Genomic DNA, 15,945 nt, shown 5'->3' on the forward strand with positions numbered 1-15,945 from the left:
TCGCAAGCATTGAAGCCAGTGATACGCACCACAAGTTGCGATCACTCTTTCAAGAGCAAGAATTGAAACCAGTGATACGCACCACAGGTTGCGATGACTCTTTCAAGAGCAAGAATTGAAAAATTGGACGCACCCTCCTGCGACCATAAGCCCCCGGCAGGGGAATCCCATCCTCTTTTGGATGACACGACACTGTCGGCATAAAGCCGAAGCACAGGAAGATGTAGAAAATGAGCAAGTTGGTATTGATCCTTAACTGCGGTAGCTCTTCCCTGAAATTTGCCGTAATGGACGCCGAAACAGGTGAGGACATGCTGTCCGGCCTGGCCGAATGCTTCAATCTGGATGATGCACGTATCAAATGGAAACTCCACGGGGTCAAGGGCGAAGCCATGCTGGGAGCGGGTGCCGCTCACCAGGAGGCCCTAGACCATATCGTGGGTCACATCCTGCCGCAGGATCCGACTCTTGCCGAGCAACTGGTGGCCATCGGTCACCGAATCGTACACGGTGGCGAGCAGTTCTCCCGCTCCGTGCGCATTGATGACGGCGTGATCGCCGGTATCGAAGCCGCCATTCCGTTCGCCCCGCTGCACAACCCGGCCCACCTCATCGGTATTCGCGCCGCGCTGAAAGTGTTCCCGCAGCTGTCCGAGAAGAACGTGGCCGTCTTCGACACCGCTTTCCACCAGACCCTGCCGCAAGAGGCCTACCTCTATGCGCTGCCGCACAAGCTCTACCGCGAACACGGCATCCGTCGTTACGGTGCCCACGGTACTTCTCACCGCTACATCGCGGAAGAAGCCGCGAAAGAGCTGGGCAAGCCGTTGAATGAACTGAACATCATCAACTGCCACCTGGGTAACGGTGCCTCTGTCTGCGCCATCAAGAACGGCGAATCCGTTGACACCTCCATGGGGCTGACTCCGCTGGAAGGTCTGGCGATGGGTACCCGCTCCGGTGATATCGATCCGGCCGTGGTCTTCTTCATGCACGACCAGCTCGGTTACAGCGTGGAGCAGATCAACCACACCCTGACCCGTGAGTCCGGTCTGCTGGGGATGACCGAAGCGAGCAGCGACTGCCGCTACGTCACCACCAACTACGCTACCGACGCCGGTGCCAAGCGTGCGCTGGATGTCTTCACCTACCGTGTGGCCAAGTATGTCGGCGCCTATGCCGCTGCGATGGACGGTCGTCTGGACGCCGTGGTCTTTACCGGTGGTATCGGTGAGAACGCCGCCATGGTGCGCGAGATGGTGCTGGCGCGTCTGGCTCTGTTCGGTTTCAAGGTGGACAAAGAGGCCAACAACGCCGCGGTACTGGGTGGCGAAGGCCGCATCACTACCGCCGACAGCCGTTGCGCCATGGTGATCCCGACCAACGAAGAGCTGGTCATCGCCCGCGATGCCCTGAGCCTGGTCTGCTAAGTCAGCCTCGCTTTGAAACAACGCCCGGCCTGTGCCGGGCGTTGTCATTTCTGGCGTTCACCGATTTGACATGGGGGAGGGGAGCGGTACCCTGACCACCACTGTTTTTGCAGCCAGCGGGCTGCCCGGTTCGGGAGAGAGCAATGAAAGAGGCGTTTTTTAACTGGTTGTCGGGCCTTGGGGTGGAAGTGACCAGCCTGATGGCGCTGGTGATCGCGCTGGGTTTTATCGTCATCACCTCGTTGCTGCTGCACATGGCGCTGCACCGGGTGTTGCTGGTCCGGCTGGTGGGGATCCTCGGCAAGGCCAAGCAGGTGTGGCTGCCGCCCCAGCTGCAACAGCGCCTCTTCAACCGGCTCGCCTTCGTGCTGCAGGGCGCCGTGCTGCTCGGTCAGGCGGAGATCTGGCTGCCCCGCCAATCGGATAGCCTGAAACTTATCGAGATGGTGGCCCAGCTCTGGATTTTGCTGTTCCTGCTGCTGGCCTTCTTCGCCCTGCTCGACTGCCTGTTGTCGGTGAGCCGTTACACCCGCCTTGGTCGGGATTTGCCCCTGCGCGGCATCTTCCAGGGGGCCAAGCTGGTAGGCAGCATTCTGGTGGGCATCCTGATGATCGCCCTGCTGCTCGGCAAGTCGCCGCTGTTCCTGTTCAGCGGTCTGGGTGCCATGACCGCAGTGCTGATGCTGGTGTTCAAAGACCCCATCCTCGGGCTGGTGGCGGGGATCCAGCTCTCCGCCAACCGGATGCTGAGCGTCGGTGACTGGCTGCAGATGGACAAGTACGGCGCCGATGGCGAGGTGACCGACATCGGCCTCACCACGGTCAAAGTGTCGAACTGGGACAAGACCATCACCACCATTCCCACCTATGCCCTGATCTCCGACTCTTTCAAGAACTGGCAGGGGATGACCGAGTCCGGCGGCCGCCGCATCAAGCGCAGCGTCAATATCGACATGACTAGCGTGCGTTTTCTGACGGCCGATGAGCAGTTGCAGCTCAAGCAGGCGCAACTGCTGGCTCCCTATCTGAGCCGCAAGGAGCAGGAGCTGAGTGCCTACAATCAGCAGCTGAGCGATGCCCTGAGCTGTCCCATCAACGGTCGTCACCTCACCAACCTTGGCACCCTGCGCGCCTATCTGGATGCCTACCTGCGCGCCCACCCCGGCATTCGCAAGGACATGACCCTGATGGTGCGCCAGCTGGCACCCACGTCAGACGGTTTGCCGCTGGAAATTTACTGCTTTACCGCGACCACCGCATGGGCTGATTACGAAGGGATTCAGGCCGATATTTTCGACCATATCTTCGCCATCATTGAGCAATTTCATCTGCGGTTGCATCAATCTCCCACAGGTTACGACATGCGTGCCTGGCAACGGGGATAAACAGGGAAATGGGGCGGGTCGGGGACGCGGAAAAAACCGTATATTAATCATCGACCCGTCGCCACTTGTCAGTTGAAATTTGCCGTGCAGAGGAGAAAAATGGCGGCCTTCTCTTCGCGCCCCTGATCCCCTCTTGATCAGCTGCCAGCCCAGAGACGTCACTTCAAGTCATCATCATGGGAAAGTTATGAAGCTCCTTCGCAATAGTGTGGCAACACTCTGCTACAGCCTGCTGCTGACCGCTGCGCCGGTTTTCGCTGTTGAATATGCTCTGCCTGCGGCCAACAGCCGTCTGGTAGGGGAAAATCTGGAATATGTGGTTCCGGCCGAAGAGAACGGCCAGCCGCTGGAGGCCATTGCGGCCAAATTCCAGCTGGGGCTCACCAACATGACCGAAGCCAACCCCGATGCGGATCCCCTGCTGGTACAGACCGGCGAGAAGCTGGTGATCCCCCAGCAACTGATCCTGCCGGATGCACCCCGTGAAGGGATCGTGCTGAACGTGGCCGAGATGCGCCTCTACTACTACCCCAAGGGTAAAAAAGTGGTGGAAGTGCTGCCCATTGGCATCGGCCAGCTCGGCACCGACACCCCGGAAAACTGGGTGACCAGCGTGCAGCGCAAGAAAGCGGGCCCGACCTGGACCCCGACCGCCAAGATGCATGCCGAATATGCCGCCCGTGGCGAGAGCCTGCCTGCGGTATGGCCAGCCGGCCCGGACAACCCCATGGGTCTGTTTGCCCTCTACATCGGCAAGATGTACGCCATCCACGGTACCAACGCCAACTTCGGCATCGGCCTGCGGGTGAGCCACGGTTGCGTGCGTCTGCGCAACGACGACATCGCCTACCTGTTCAAGCAGGTACCGGTCGGTACCCGCGTCCAGTTCGTCAACCAGCCGATCAAGGCCTCTCTCGAGCCCAACGGCGTCCGCTATCTGGAAGTGCACCAGCCGCTGTCACGCAGCGAAGAGGAGTTCAACTCCAAGCTACCGGCACCGCTGCCGATGACCCCGGCGGTGACCCGCTTCATTGCCCACGCAGACAGCGACTCCCAACTGGTTAAGCAAGCGCTGGAGCAGCGCAACGGCATGCCGATGGCAATCAACCGCTAAGGGCAAATCCCCGTCACGACAAAGGGCGAACAGCAAGCTGTTCGCCCTTTTTGTTTCTGCTGCGTTGACTCAGCTTCGCAGCAGATTTGCCTGCAGCTCGCTGCCGAGCAGATCGAGCAGCTGATAGCGCGCCTTGTAGCTGGCCCGCTTGCGGGAGGGGATCTCCTCCAGTGTCTTGCGGGGCACCTCCAGCGGCAGGCTCATCCAGAGCTCATCCAGCACACAGCCCTGATGCTCCTGCCACAAGCCGTCGAGGTCGAACTTGACCCGCTCGGCGGTGCGCTTGCTGCTCTGATAGACGTGGCTTTGGGTGCGGATCCCGAGCAGGCTCTTGCACGCCAGCCCCCGGGCCAGCTCGGCGGCCATATAGACCAGCAGGGACATGGGGCGCAGCCCGCCGCACGCCTTGGTGACCAGCTTGATCTCCTCGCTCTGCCCCTTGCCGCCCTGCAGCGAACAGATCTCGAGGGTCGGGTTTGGCGCGGGACACAGATTGAGGGCCATGTAATAGAGCGCAGCGTCACCCAGCTTGAGGGTCAGGCTCATCTCCCCCTCTTTGCCCATGTGGGTTTGGTAATCCAGTTGCAGGGTGAGGGGGGCCGTCAGCTTGTCGCTCTGCCACTGGGCCAGCAGCAGGCCGCGCCCGCTGTAGATCGCCAGTTGTTGCGCCTTGGGCAGCTGACGTGCCAGCTGCTGGTAGTGGCCGCTGATAAGCCCGGCTCGCAGGCGCTTGCGGAGCCCCTTGTGGCGATAGGGGTGGATCGGCTTTTCCAGAATATCGGGGAAGCGGCTGATCGCCTGCGCCAGCAGCGGTTGCTCCTGCTGCTGGCGATAGAGGGCGCGGGCGCCAGGATTGAGCCAGAGACGCCCCACATACTTGGCCCGTCGGATGAGATGACCCGACTCCTCCACCGGATGAAGGCGGCGGGCGAGGGTTCGCAGGTGTGACAGATGAGATGACATGGTGCCGACCTCTGACTGGTGTGATGAGACAGGGCGGGGAGTGTAGGAGCGGGGCGCTGGCTTGTAAAAAAATGGATAGTAACAAAATGTGAAAACATAACGCTCAGTAGCGGCTGGCGCTGCGAGATGACCGTCACGGCCACGGCAGGAAATCTGGCGCCATCCTCTTGATGCGGCAGATGATTTGATGCGCAAAGGTTTTTATTGTGTTTTGTGTTTGTTAAAAGTGGTTGAGCTGGCGCGAACGGCTGATTAAGCTAGGCCGGTTTTTTAGGGATGAGCCCGTCACCAGAGCGGGCAGAAAATGACACAAAACGGAGTTTTGCATGACAGCTAGCACACCCATGTTAATCACCTTCCTGGTGTATATCCTCGGAATGGTGTTGATCGGCTTCGTCGCCTATCGCGCCACCCGCAACTTTGATGACTACATTCTGGGCGGCCGCCGAATGGGGAGCTGGGTTACCGCTCTCTCTGCCGGTGCCTCCGACATGAGCGGCTGGCTGCTGATGGGGCTGCCCGGCGCCGTCTTCGTCAGCGGCATCTCCGAGAGCTGGATCGCCATCGGTCTGGTCATCGGCGCCTACCTCAACTGGCGCTGGGTAGCGGGTCGCCTGCGGGTACATACCGAGAAGAACCGCAACGCCCTGACCCTGCCGGACTATTTCACCTACCGCTTTGAAGATCACAGCAAGGTGCTGCGCATTCTCTCGGCGCTGGTGATCCTGCTCTTCTTCACCATCTATTGCGCCTCCGGCGTGGTGGCCGGTGCCCGTCTGTTCGAGAGCACCTTCGGCATGGATTACAACACCGCCCTCTGGGTCGGTGCCGCCGCCACCATCACTTACACCTTCTTCGGCGGCTTCCTCGCGGTGAGCTGGACCGACACGGTGCAGGCGACCCTGATGATCTTCGCCCTGATCCTGACCCCGGTCTTCGTCATCATCGCCGTCGGCGGGGTGGACAGCGCCATGATCGAGGTGGCCGCCAAGAGCGCCACCAACCTCGACATGTTCAAGAATCTGGATGTGATCGCCATTGTCTCGCTGATGGCCTGGGGCCTTGGTTACTTCGGTCAGCCCCACATTCTGGCCCGCTTCATGGCGGCGGATTCCCACCACTCCATGGCCAATGCCCGTCGCATCAGCATGACCTGGATGGTGTTCTGCCTCGCTGGTGCGGTGGCCATCGGCTTCTTCGGGCTGGCCTATTTCGCCCGCTTCCCGGAAGTGGCGGCTGGAGTGACCGGCAACCCGGAGCGGGTCTTTATCGAGCTATCCAAGATCCTGTTCAACCCCTGGATCGCCGGTGTGCTGCTCTCCGCCATTCTGGCGGCGGTGATGAGCACTCTAAGCTGCCAGCTGCTGGTCTGCTCCAGCGCCATCACCGAGGATCTCTACAAGCCGTTCCTGCGCAAGAACGCCTCCCAGCGTGAGCTGGTGTGGGTGGGTCGCCTGATGGTGCTGCTGATCGCGGTGATTGCCATCGCCGTCGCCATGAATCCGGAAAACCGGGTGCTGGGGCTGGTGAGCTACGCCTGGGCCGGTTTCGGTGCCGCCTTCGGCCCCGTGGTGCTGCTCTCGGTGCTCTGGCCGCGAATGACCCGCAACGGCGCCCTGGCGGGCATGCTGGTCGGTGCCATCACCGTCATCGTCTGGAAGCAGTTCGGCTGGCTGGGGCTGTATGAGATCATCCCGGGCTTCCTGTTCGCACTGCTGGCCATAGTGGTGGGCAGTCTGCTTGGCGAAGCGCCCTCAAAAGCGATGCTGGAGCGTTTCCGCGATGCCGAGGAGGAGTACAACACTCCGGCCGAGAGCGCGGGAGAGCCGGTCGCGGTGAACTGATCCCCCTTACCGCTTTCTGATTGAGAGCCCCGCCCCCGGACAAGGAGCGCCCTGGTTGGCCATCCTTGCACCGGTTTGGCGGGGCTTTGTGCTATCTGATTCACTCTTGGGCACTTTTTTATGTTCGGCCGGGGGCTCCCGGGTGCTCGCTTTCTTTTGTCTTGGCACCGAATATGGGACACTAGGCCGCCTGAAGGAGACCTAGTGCATGCGGCTATTCACCCTGATCCTGATCTTCCTGCTGGGGGGACTGCAATATGACCTCTGGCTGGGGAAGAACGGGCTATCCGATTATCAGAACCTGTCGGAGGCCATCTCGCAGCAACAGCGGGACAACCAGACTCTCAAGGATCGTAACGACCTCATTTACCGCGAGATAGATGATCTCACCTCTGGCCTCGAGGCCATCGAGGAGTTGTCGCGCAACGATCTGGGTTACATCAAGCAGGGGGAGACCTTCTACCGGATCATCCCCAAAGAGAAAGACAAAGAGACAGCGCCGGACGATGAACCCTACGATGACTGATGCCAGCCGGGTATCCGGCCTGACGGCGATCGTCCCTGCCGCCGGTATCGGCAGCCGAATGGGGGCCGATTGCCCCAAGCAGTACCTGCAACTGGCGGGTAAAACCATTCTCGAACATACCCTGGAGCGGCTGCTCTCCCACCCGGCCATCGCCCAGGTGATCGTGGCGCTTGCGCCCCATGACCGCTGGTTCGAGGCCCTGCCCGTGGCGGCCGACCCGCGCATTGTGCGGGTAGAGGGAGGCGCCGAGCGCGCCTTTTCCGTCCTCAATGGCCTCCATGTGGCGCAAGGGGTGTGGGTGCTGGTGCACGATGCGGCCCGCCCCTGCCTGACTCACGGCGATCTTGATGCGCTGATTGCCGCGGCCATGAACTGCGGCGGTGCCATTCTCGGCAGTCGGGTGCGCGATACCATGAAGCGCTCCGATGGGGAGGGCAATATCATCGCCACCGTCGAGCGCGAGCAGCTCTGGCATGCCCTGACGCCGCAGATGTTCCCGACCCGAGCGCTGAAGCGGGCGCTGGAAGAGGGGCTGCTGCTGGGCGCCTCCATCACCGACGAGGCCTCCGCCATGGAGCGGGCCGGATTCACGGTGCGGATGGTGGAGGGGCGCGCCGACAATATCAAAGTGACCCGGCCGGAAGACTTGTCGCTGGCGGGGCTGTTTTTAAGCCAGCAGGCATAAGCCCCTCAGTCAGAACAGACCGTTCAGAGCAGAGTGTCTCGAACAAACAGGCCCGAACAAGGAGTTAGCATGATCCGGATTGGACATGGTGTGGACGTACACAAAATTGATGGGGTTGGTTTCAGCATGTTGGGAGGTTGCCGCTGATGATGCGCATTGGTCATGGTTTTGATGTTCATAAATTTGGTGGTGTTGGCCCCTGCATGCTGGGTGGCGTGCCGGTTCCCTACGAGCAGGGGCTGGTTGCCCACTCTGACGGCGATGTGGTGCTGCACGCGGTGAGCGATGCCCTGCTGGGGGCCATCGGTGCCGGTGACATCGGTCGCCACTTCCCCGATACCGCTGCCGAGTTCAAGGGGATCGACAGTCGCATTCTGCTGCGTGATGTCTTTGCCCGGGTACAGAAGGCGGGGTATGCCATCGGCAACCTGGATGTGACCATCATCGCCCAGGCTCCCAAAATGGCCCCCCATATCGACGCCATGTGTGCTGTGCTGGCCGCCGATCTGCAATGTGATTTAAACCGGGTGAACGTCAAGGCGACCACCACCGAACAGCTTGGGTTTACGGGGCGCAAGGAAGGGATCGCCACCGAAGCCGTCGTCCTACTGGTGAAACAATAATGCTGGAACAACTTGCCTATCTGCACGGGGCGCCCACTGCCCGCGGTATCCTCAAGGCCGAGGCCGCCGACTTCGTGGTCAATGAAGATCTCGGCTTCGAGCCTTGCGGGGAAGGGGAGCATATCTTCGTCCGGGTGCGCAAAACCGGCGAAAACACCGCCTGGGTAGCGGGTCTGCTGGCCGATGCGGCCGGGGTCAACCGCAATGCGGTGACCTGGGCGGGCCTGAAGGATCGCCACGCGGTGACCGAGCAGTGGTTTGGCATTCATCTGCCGGGCAAGGCCGAGCCGGACTTGTCGGTTATCGAGAGCGACAGCATCCGGATCCTCGAGGTGAAGCGCCACAACAAGAAGCTGCGGGTCGGCTACCTCAAGGGCAACCACTTCACCCTGCGTCTCACCGGTCTGGAACAGGCCGACGGGTTGGAAGCGCGCCTGCAAGCTATCGCCGGGCAGGGCGTACCCAATTACTATGGTGAGCAGCGTTTTGGCCGCGATGGCAACAACCTGGAAGCGGCCAAGGCGATGTTTGCCGGCAAGCGGATCAAGGATCGCAACAAGCGCTCCCTCTACCTCTCTGCCGCCCGCAGCATGCTGTTCAACGCCATTGTCAGCGCCCGTATCGAGCAGGGGCTGGCTCATCAGCTGCTGGCCGGTGATTGCGTGATGCTCAAGGGCAGCCACTCCATCTTCAGCGAAGAGAGCGTGACCCCCGAGCTGGAAGCGCGTCTTGCCTCCGGCGACGTGCAGCTCACCGCCCCCCAGTGGGGCCGTGGCCGCTTGGCCAGTCAGGGCGCCGCTGCCGAGTTCGAACTGGGCGTGCTGGCCCCTTACAGCGATTGGTGTGACGGGCTGGAGAAGGCCGGGCTGGATCAGGACAGGCGCCCGCTGCTGCTCAAGCCGGAGCAGATGAGCTGGCAGCTGGATGGCGAGGCGCTGACCCTCTCCTTCTTCCTGCCGGCGGGCGCGTTTGCCACCAGCGTGGTGCGCGAGTTAATGCAGGCCGAAGAGGCCGATCACGGTTTCAGGAATCAGACCGATGCGAATTCTGGTCAGTAATGATGATGGTGTGCATGCCGAGGGCATTCGTGCCCTCAGCGAGGCGCTGCGCGCCTGCGGCGAGGTCATTGTGGTGGCACCGGATCGCAACCGCAGCGGCGCGAGTCACTCCCTGACGCTGGAAGTACCGCTGCGGGTTACCCGCATCGCAGAAAACGGCTTTAATGGGTGCGAGAGCTATGCGGTGAAGGGGACGCCGACCGACTGCGTGCATCTGGCGGTCAACGAGCTGGTGCGCCCTGAACCCGACATGGTGGTGGCCGGTATCAACCACGGTGCCAACCTGGGGGATGATGTCATCTACTCGGGCACGGTCGCCGCGGCCACCGAGGGGCGCCATCTTGGCTACCCCTCCATCGCCATCTCGCTGGTAGGCAAGACCCACTTCGCCACGGCTGCCCACTATGCGGCCCTGCTGGTGAAGGGGCTGATGAAACACCCCCTGCCTGCCGATCAGATCCTCAACGTCAACGTGCCGGACTTGCCCCTTGAGCAGATCAAGGGGATCAAAACCACCCGCCTTGGCAATCGCCACCGGGCGGAGTCGGTGATCTGCACCGAGGATCCCCGTGGCCAGCCCATCTACTGGATCGGCCCTCCCGGTAGCCAGCAGGATGCCGGTGAAGGCACCGATTTTGCTGCCATCGAGCAGGGCTATGTCTCGATTACCCCCCTGACCATCGACATGACTGCCTATGACAGTCTCGCCGGTCTGGGGGCCTGGTTAGATCTGCAGGGATGAGGGTGGTGTGATAGTACAGCGCCTGTTAAATCAGCTCATTGCGCAGGATATTCGCGATTTTCGCGTGCTGGCGACCATCGCGAAAGTGCCGCGCCAGCTGTTTGTGGACGAGGCCATGGCGCACAAGGCGTGGGACAACACCGCCCTGCCCATTGGCCACGGCCAGACCATTTCGCAGCCCTATATGGTGGCGCGAATGACCGAGTTGCTGATGCAAAACAATCCGGCCCATGTGCTGGAGATTGGCACTGGCTCGGGCTATCAGACGGCGATCCTCGCCCATCTGGTGGAGCATGTGTATACCGTGGAGCGGATCAAGTCGCTGCAGTTCCAGGCCCGACGCCGACTGCGCCAGCTCGATCTGCACAATGTCTCGGCCAAGCACGGCAACGGCTGGCTGGGGTGGCCCAACAAGGGGCCTTATGATGCCATTCTGGTGACGGCCGCGGCGAGCGAGATCCCGACGGCGCTCACCGATCAGCTGGCCGAAGGGGGTCGACTGGTGTTGCCCGTGGGTGACAGCCAGCAGACCCTGCAACTGATCGAACGATCCGGATCCCAGCTGACCAGCCGTATTCTGGAGCCGGTACGTTTTGTTCCCCTGATTGACGGAGATGTTGAGTGAAGTTGTTTTCCCGTTTGTACGTACTGGTGATGCAGTGGGCTCGCCACAAGCATGCCCCCTGGTATCTCTCCATCACCGCTTTTATCGAGTCGGTATTCTGGCCGATCCCGGTGGATGTGATGCTGGCGCCGATGGCGCTCGCCAAGCCCCACAAGGCGTGGCACTACGCCACGCTGGCTACCGTCTTCTCTGTGCTGGGCGCCCTGTTTGGCTATGCCCTTGGCTATGCCCTGTGGGATCCGGTCGTGCTGCCACTGGTGGAGTCTGTGGGTTATCAGGACAAGATCGAAATCGCTCGCAACTGGTTTGAGCAGTGGGGGATCTGGGTCATTTTCATTGCCAGCTTCACCCCTATCCCCTACAAGGTGTTTACCGTGACGGCAGGGTTGTTGCAAATGGCTCTGCTGCCCTTCATCATCACCTCCCTCATCGGTCGTGGCATGCGCTTTTTCCTGGTTGCGGGCCTGATGCGCTGGGGTGGCGAGAAGATGGAACGCAAACTGATGCACTACGTAGATGTGCTCGGTTGGCTCTGTATTGGTCTGGCCGTGGTGGCCTATTTCTGGTTTAGTCGTTAAGGATCCATTATGCGTTCGCGTATTTGGCAAGGAAGCAGTGTCGTGGTGTTGTCATGGCTGCTGCTTGCCTGCTCATCCAGTAAAAATGCAGCTCCGGTAGATGGTGTTGATGAGGGGCAGTTTGTCTCGACCATTCCTGCTCGCCAAAGCGGTGCCCAGGTCAGCGCCCCCATTCAGGGCGGCAGCTATGTGGTGAAGCGGGGCGATACCCTCTACTCCATCGCCTTCAACTCCGGCAACGACGTGCCGTCGCTGGCCAGCCTCAACAACATCAGCCCGCCCTACAACATCTATCCGGGGCAGCGTTTGCGACTCGATGGCTCCAGCGCCAGTGTTGGCAGCAGCCGCAGTGCCGGTACCTATGAGGTGCGCCGCGGCGATACCCTGAGCAGCATCGGCCGCCAGTTCGGCATGACGCCGCAGGCGCTGGCCCAGAGCAACAACCTGAGCGCCCCCTATGCGCTGCAACCGGGTCAGGTGCTCAATGTCCAGACCGCAGGCGGCGGTTCGACCCAGATGGTGGCTGCGACTCGTCCGGCAACCGTGACGCCGGTGGCCGTGAGCCGTCCGAGCAGCGGTCCGCGTCCGTTGGCCGAGCCGAGTGGATCTGGTCAGACCACGCCGTTCATCTCTCAGAAATCCGTTGCTCCGGCAGCACCGAAGGAATACGCTCAGGTCAAAGAACAAAAAACAAACAACTCCCAGTCGAGACTTGCTTGGCACTGGCCCGCAAAAGGCCGGATTGTCGAGGGGTTCTCTGTTGCAGAACAGGGTAACAAGGGGATCGACATAGCCGGCCAGAAGGGGCAACCCGTCTACGCCGCCAGCAGCGGTAAGGTCGTATACGCTGGCAGTGCTTTAAGGGGGTACGGCAAGCTGATCATCCTCAAGCATGATGATGACTATCTCTCCGCTTACGCACACAACGATGAGTTGCGGGTGAAGGAAGGGGACAGCGTCAAGGGGGGCTCGGTCATTGCCAACATGGGTAGCACGGACGCGCCGGATGTGCGATTGCATTTCGAGATCCGGTACAGAGGCAAGTCGATCAATCCGATGAGCTATTTGCCAAAGCGTTAACCCCAGAGAGACCGTCTTACTCTGGTAACGTCAGGGAGACACACCATGAGCCAAGAACAACTGGTAATGCAGGATGCAGAGTTAGAGTTTGACGCTGAACCCGAATCTCACGAGGTAGAAGAGTTGCAGGAGGTAGCCTCCGAGGCGGAAGAGACTATCTCCGATGAGTTGCTGGCACCGGAACTGAACAAGGTGATGGATGCCACGCAACTCTATCTGGGGGAGATTGGCTTCTCCCCCCTCCTCACTGCCGAAGAGGAAGTCTATTACGCCCGTCGTGCCTTGCGGGGTGACAAAGCCGCCCGCAAGCGCATGATCGAGTCCAACCTGCGACTGGTGGTGAAAATCGCCCGTCGTTACAACAACCGCGGCCTGGTGCTGCTGGATCTCATCGAAGAGGGCAACCTCGGTCTTATCCGCGCGGTCGAGAAGTTCGACCCCGAGCGCGGCTTCCGTTTCTCTACCTATGCCACCTGGTGGATCCGCCAGACCATAGAGCGGGCCATCATGAACCAGACCCGCACCATCCGTCTGCCCATTCATGTGGTCAAAGAGTTAAACGTTTACCTGCGCACCGCGCGCGAACTCTCTCACCGTCTCGATCATGAACCGACCGCCGAGGATATCGCCTTCGCGCTGGATCGTTCAGTGGACGATGTGAATCGCATGCTCAAGCTCAACGAGAAGATCACCTCGGTGGACACCCCCATCGGTGGCGATCGCGACAAGGCATTGCTGGATGTGCTTTCAGATGAACGCGGCATGGGGCCTGAGCTGGAGTCTCAGGAAGATGATATGCGCAGCAGCATTGTCCACTGGCTGGAGGAGCTCAATCCCAAGCAGCGGGAAGTGCTGGCACGCCGGTTCGGTCTGCTGGGTTACGAGCCTGCCACCCTTGAGGATGTGGGGGCCGAGATTGGTCTGACCCGCGAGCGGGTACGCCAGATCCAGGTGGAGGGGCTGCGTCGTCTGAGGGAGATCTTGCTGAGCCAGGGGCTCTCCATCGAGGCGTTATTTCGTACCAATTAAGCATCCGCACCAACTGATCAGCGCATCAGCCAGATAGCACGAGGGGAGCAACAGCTCCCCTCGTTTTTTATTGCCTGTTGTCTGGCGATAGCGGGCTGTTATACCAGCTCGGCCAGCATGGTGTCGGCGTAGGGCACCAGCGCTTCTCCCTTCTTCACCTTGGCGAGATAGTCCGGGTTGGCGATAAGCGGACGGCCGATGGCCACCAGATCGAAGCGGTTAGCCTCGATGGCCGCAGCGGCGCGCTCGGCGTCGTAGTTGCCCACACCGACCAGATTGCCCTTGTAGTAGGCGCGCAGATAGTCGGAGGCGCGGCCACCCAGATAATCGAAGGTGAGGTTGTCATCAAAGATGCCGAGGTGGATATAGGCCAGCGGGCGATCGTTGAGCTTGCCCAGCAGATAGTCAAACACGGCGCGATCTTCCGGGCTGCCCGCCAGATGGACATAGGCACCCGGGGAGAGGCGAATACCAACCCGATCACCGCCGATGCGGGCGCTGATGGCATCGACCACTTCCAGCGCGAAGCGGCTCATCTTTTCCGGGTTGCCACCGTAGTTGTCGGTGCGCAGATTGGTGGAGTGGTGCAGGAACTGGTCGATCAGGTAGCCGTTGGCACCGTGGATCTCCACCCCGTCAAAGCCCGCCTCGATGGCGTTGGCTGCGGCTTGGGCGTAATCCAGCACCAGCTGGGCGATTTCGGCCTCGGTCAGGGCGCGCGGCACCTGATAGGTCAGCTCGCGCATGCGGGGCACTGTGCCCTCGTGTGCCACGGCAGAGGGGGCCAACACTTCAGCCTGATGGAAGAAGGGGTGGGAGAGGCGACCGACGTGCCACAGCTGGGCGAAAATCTTGCCACCCTTGGCGTGCACGGCGCTGGTCACTTTTTTCCAGCCATCGATCTGCGCCTGGGTGAAGAGGCCCGGGGTATTGGGGTAGCCCTGCGCGTCGGGGCGGATGATGACGGCCTCGGAAACAATAAGGCCGATGTCGGCGCGGCGGCCGTAATAGGCAGCCATCTGCTCGGTCGGCACCAGACCTGGGCCTGCCATGCAGCGGGTGAGCGGGGCCATCATGAAACGGTTGGCCAGGGTCAGAGTGTCATTGAGTCGATACGGCTGAAACAGGGTATTCATGATAGGTTGTCCTGAACGGGTTATTCTTGAACGTGCATTCAAGACGTTTTTTGCGTCGGGCGCAAGCTTTTTTTGAATGCGCATTCAAGAAGGTTGGCCCGAGCGGGCGGCTGGGGTAAACTTGCCGCCCTTTCCAGCCACTCTTTATCGGCGGGCCCTGTTGCCCCTTGCCGGTGAACCATTTCCCACGGGAGGAACCATGCGCATAGCCGAGTTTGATCGGGACGAGGTACTGCGAAATGCCATGGAAGCGTTTCGCGCCAAGGGATATGCCAAGACCACCATGCAGGAGCTGGTGGCCGCCACCGGCCTGCACCCGGGCAGCATCTACGGCGCCTTTGGCAACAAGCGCGGCCTGCTGCTGGCGGCGGTGGATCACTATGTCGAGGGTAAACGCACCCTGCGCCGCTCCCTGCTCGACAACCCGAGCCCGCTGGCGGGCCTTGCGGCCTATCTCGACCGGATTGTGGGGGAGGCGCTCTGCGGCTCCTGTCTGGTGACCCGCACCATGATGGAGCTGAGCGAGCAGGATGAGGAGCTGACCCAGCGGGTCAAGGGGATCTATGGCGAGCTGGAGCAGGATCTGGCCGAGTTGCTGACACAGGCGCAGGCCAAGGGTGAGCTGGCCCCGGATAGCAATATCCACACCCTCACCGCACTGCTGCTGATCAACCTGCAAGGGCTGGTCACCTTCGCCCAGTGCCGCCCCGATCGCCCCCTGCTCGACGACGTGGTCGCCCAACTGATGCGGGCCCTGCGGGCGTAAAAATAGGCTCTGTCCCAATTACGTGTTGAAAGGCTAATCTTGAAGTAGGCCATCACCTTGAGGTCTACCATCATGGATACCCCAGCCTTTCAACACCTGTTGTCCCTTTTCCCCAGTTAACCCTGCGCCAGCGCCGTGTTGCTCAGCAGGAGCTTACTGCACCCCACACCATTACCTCGCTCAATACTCAGTTACCGGCATGCAGTGGCTGCCCCAATTGTCAGGCCGATGTTACCCAGCTGGCGCCTTGGGGATGGAGTCGGGGACTGCGCCGCTACCGTTGCAAACTGTGTCTGCGCACCAGCACCGTTCTGACCAAGACGCCCTTGGCCAGATTGCGTAAAGCACAGTGCTGGGAAGA

The 15,945-nt window shown here is 60.9% G+C and carries 16 protein-coding genes and 1 pseudogene; 15 read left to right on the forward strand and 2 right to left on the reverse strand.

The window, feature by feature from the left end:
* Window positions 1-230 precede the first annotated feature (230 nt).
* The 3 genes from AB5Y85_RS16900 to AB5Y85_RS16910 all read left to right on the forward strand — a co-directional run bounded on the left by AB5Y85_RS16900 (window position 231) and on the right by AB5Y85_RS16910 (window position 3,929).
* The gene (locus AB5Y85_RS16900) at window positions 231-1,430 is read left to right on the forward strand and encodes an acetate kinase (RefSeq protein WP_005335525.1); all 1,200 of its coding nucleotides are present in this window, start codon (window positions 231-233) and stop codon (window positions 1,428-1,430) included.
* Between the two features lie 143 nt (window positions 1,431-1,573).
* The gene (locus tag AB5Y85_RS16905) at window positions 1,574-2,815 is read left to right on the forward strand and encodes a mechanosensitive ion channel family protein (RefSeq protein WP_058059635.1); all 1,242 of its coding nucleotides are present in this window, start codon (window positions 1,574-1,576) and stop codon (window positions 2,813-2,815) included.
* Between the two features lie 187 nt (window positions 2,816-3,002).
* Window positions 3,003-3,929, forward strand: coding sequence for a L,D-transpeptidase family protein (locus AB5Y85_RS16910; RefSeq protein ID WP_005354531.1), 927 nt, complete (start codon window positions 3,003-3,005; stop codon window positions 3,927-3,929).
* A gap of 69 nt (window positions 3,930-3,998) precedes the next feature.
* On the opposite strand, the gene AB5Y85_RS16915 is transcribed toward AB5Y85_RS16910, so the two are convergent.
* Entirely contained in the window at window positions 3,999-4,892 is an 894-nt protein-coding gene (locus tag AB5Y85_RS16915) for a VirK/YbjX family protein (protein ID WP_368221836.1), read from the reverse strand.
* A gap of 326 nt (window positions 4,893-5,218) precedes the next feature.
* On the opposite strand from AB5Y85_RS16915, the gene putP reads away from it, so the two are divergent.
* From putP to rpoS, 10 genes are all read left to right on the forward strand, one after another.
* Window positions 5,219-6,736: a sodium/proline symporter PutP gene (gene putP, locus AB5Y85_RS16920; RefSeq protein ID WP_005354514.1), complete on the forward strand. Its 1,518-nt coding sequence runs from the start codon at window positions 5,219-5,221 to the stop codon at window positions 6,734-6,736.
* Window positions 6,737-6,944: 208 nt separating this feature from the next.
* Window positions 6,945-7,262: a cell division protein FtsB gene (gene ftsB, locus AB5Y85_RS16925; RefSeq protein WP_257687821.1), complete on the forward strand. Its 318-nt coding sequence runs from the start codon at window positions 6,945-6,947 to the stop codon at window positions 7,260-7,262.
* Complete coding sequence (gene ispD, locus AB5Y85_RS16930) at window positions 7,255-7,947, forward strand: 2-C-methyl-D-erythritol 4-phosphate cytidylyltransferase (RefSeq protein WP_257687822.1); 693 nt, start codon at window positions 7,255-7,257, stop codon at window positions 7,945-7,947. The genes ftsB and ispD overlap by 8 nt, the downstream gene beginning before the upstream one ends.
* A gap of 146 nt (window positions 7,948-8,093) precedes the next feature.
* The gene (gene ispF / locus AB5Y85_RS16935; protein ID WP_005335518.1) at window positions 8,094-8,570 is read left to right on the forward strand and encodes a 2-C-methyl-D-erythritol 2,4-cyclodiphosphate synthase; all 477 of its coding nucleotides are present in this window, start codon (window positions 8,094-8,096) and stop codon (window positions 8,568-8,570) included.
* Window positions 8,570-9,628: a tRNA pseudouridine(13) synthase TruD gene (truD, locus tag AB5Y85_RS16940; protein WP_257687823.1), complete on the forward strand. Its 1,059-nt coding sequence runs from the start codon at window positions 8,570-8,572 to the stop codon at window positions 9,626-9,628. The genes ispF and truD overlap by 1 nt, the downstream gene beginning before the upstream one ends.
* Entirely contained in the window at window positions 9,609-10,370 is a 762-nt protein-coding gene (gene surE / locus AB5Y85_RS16945; protein ID WP_005335515.1) for a 5'/3'-nucleotidase SurE, read from the forward strand. The genes truD and surE overlap by 20 nt, the downstream gene beginning before the upstream one ends.
* Before the next feature lie 7 nt (window positions 10,371-10,377).
* A complete protein-coding gene (locus AB5Y85_RS16950) occupies window positions 10,378-10,995 on the forward strand; it encodes a protein-L-isoaspartate(D-aspartate) O-methyltransferase (RefSeq protein ID WP_005335507.1) in 618 nt (205 codons plus the stop codon).
* The gene (locus AB5Y85_RS16955; RefSeq protein WP_005354505.1) at window positions 10,992-11,573 is read left to right on the forward strand and encodes a YqaA family protein; all 582 of its coding nucleotides are present in this window, start codon (window positions 10,992-10,994) and stop codon (window positions 11,571-11,573) included. Before AB5Y85_RS16950 ends, AB5Y85_RS16955 begins: the two co-directional genes overlap by 4 nt.
* A 9-nt stretch (window positions 11,574-11,582) precedes the next feature.
* On the forward strand, window positions 11,583-12,653 hold the full coding sequence (locus tag AB5Y85_RS16960; protein WP_043821617.1) for a LysM peptidoglycan-binding domain-containing protein: 1,071 nt from the start codon (window positions 11,583-11,585) through the stop codon (window positions 12,651-12,653).
* A gap of 45 nt (window positions 12,654-12,698) precedes the next feature.
* Window positions 12,699-13,682, forward strand: a complete 984-nt coding sequence (gene rpoS, locus AB5Y85_RS16965) for an RNA polymerase sigma factor RpoS (protein WP_257687824.1) — start codon at window positions 12,699-12,701, stop codon at window positions 13,680-13,682.
* Between the two features lie 98 nt (window positions 13,683-13,780).
* Here the strand turns inward: rpoS and AB5Y85_RS16970 are convergent, their stop codons facing one another.
* The gene (locus AB5Y85_RS16970; RefSeq protein WP_257687825.1) at window positions 13,781-14,818 is read right to left on the reverse strand and encodes an alkene reductase; all 1,038 of its coding nucleotides are present in this window, start codon (window positions 14,816-14,818) and stop codon (window positions 13,781-13,783) included.
* 199 nt (window positions 14,819-15,017) lie between these two features.
* On the opposite strand from AB5Y85_RS16970, the gene AB5Y85_RS16975 reads away from it, so the two are divergent.
* Together AB5Y85_RS16975 and AB5Y85_RS16980 are read left to right on the forward strand one after the other, a co-directional pair.
* Entirely contained in the window at window positions 15,018-15,584 is a 567-nt protein-coding gene (locus tag AB5Y85_RS16975) for a TetR/AcrR family transcriptional regulator (protein ID WP_005335495.1), read from the forward strand.
* Window positions 15,585-15,656: 72 nt separating this feature from the next.
* Window positions 15,657-15,945: pseudogene (locus AB5Y85_RS16980) on the forward strand (IS1595 family transposase); the annotation flags it as partial.

This window comes from Aeromonas sp. R3-1 (assembly GCF_040908345.1).
GTDB classification, from domain to species: Bacteria; Pseudomonadota; Gammaproteobacteria; order Enterobacterales; family Aeromonadaceae; genus Aeromonas; species Aeromonas veronii.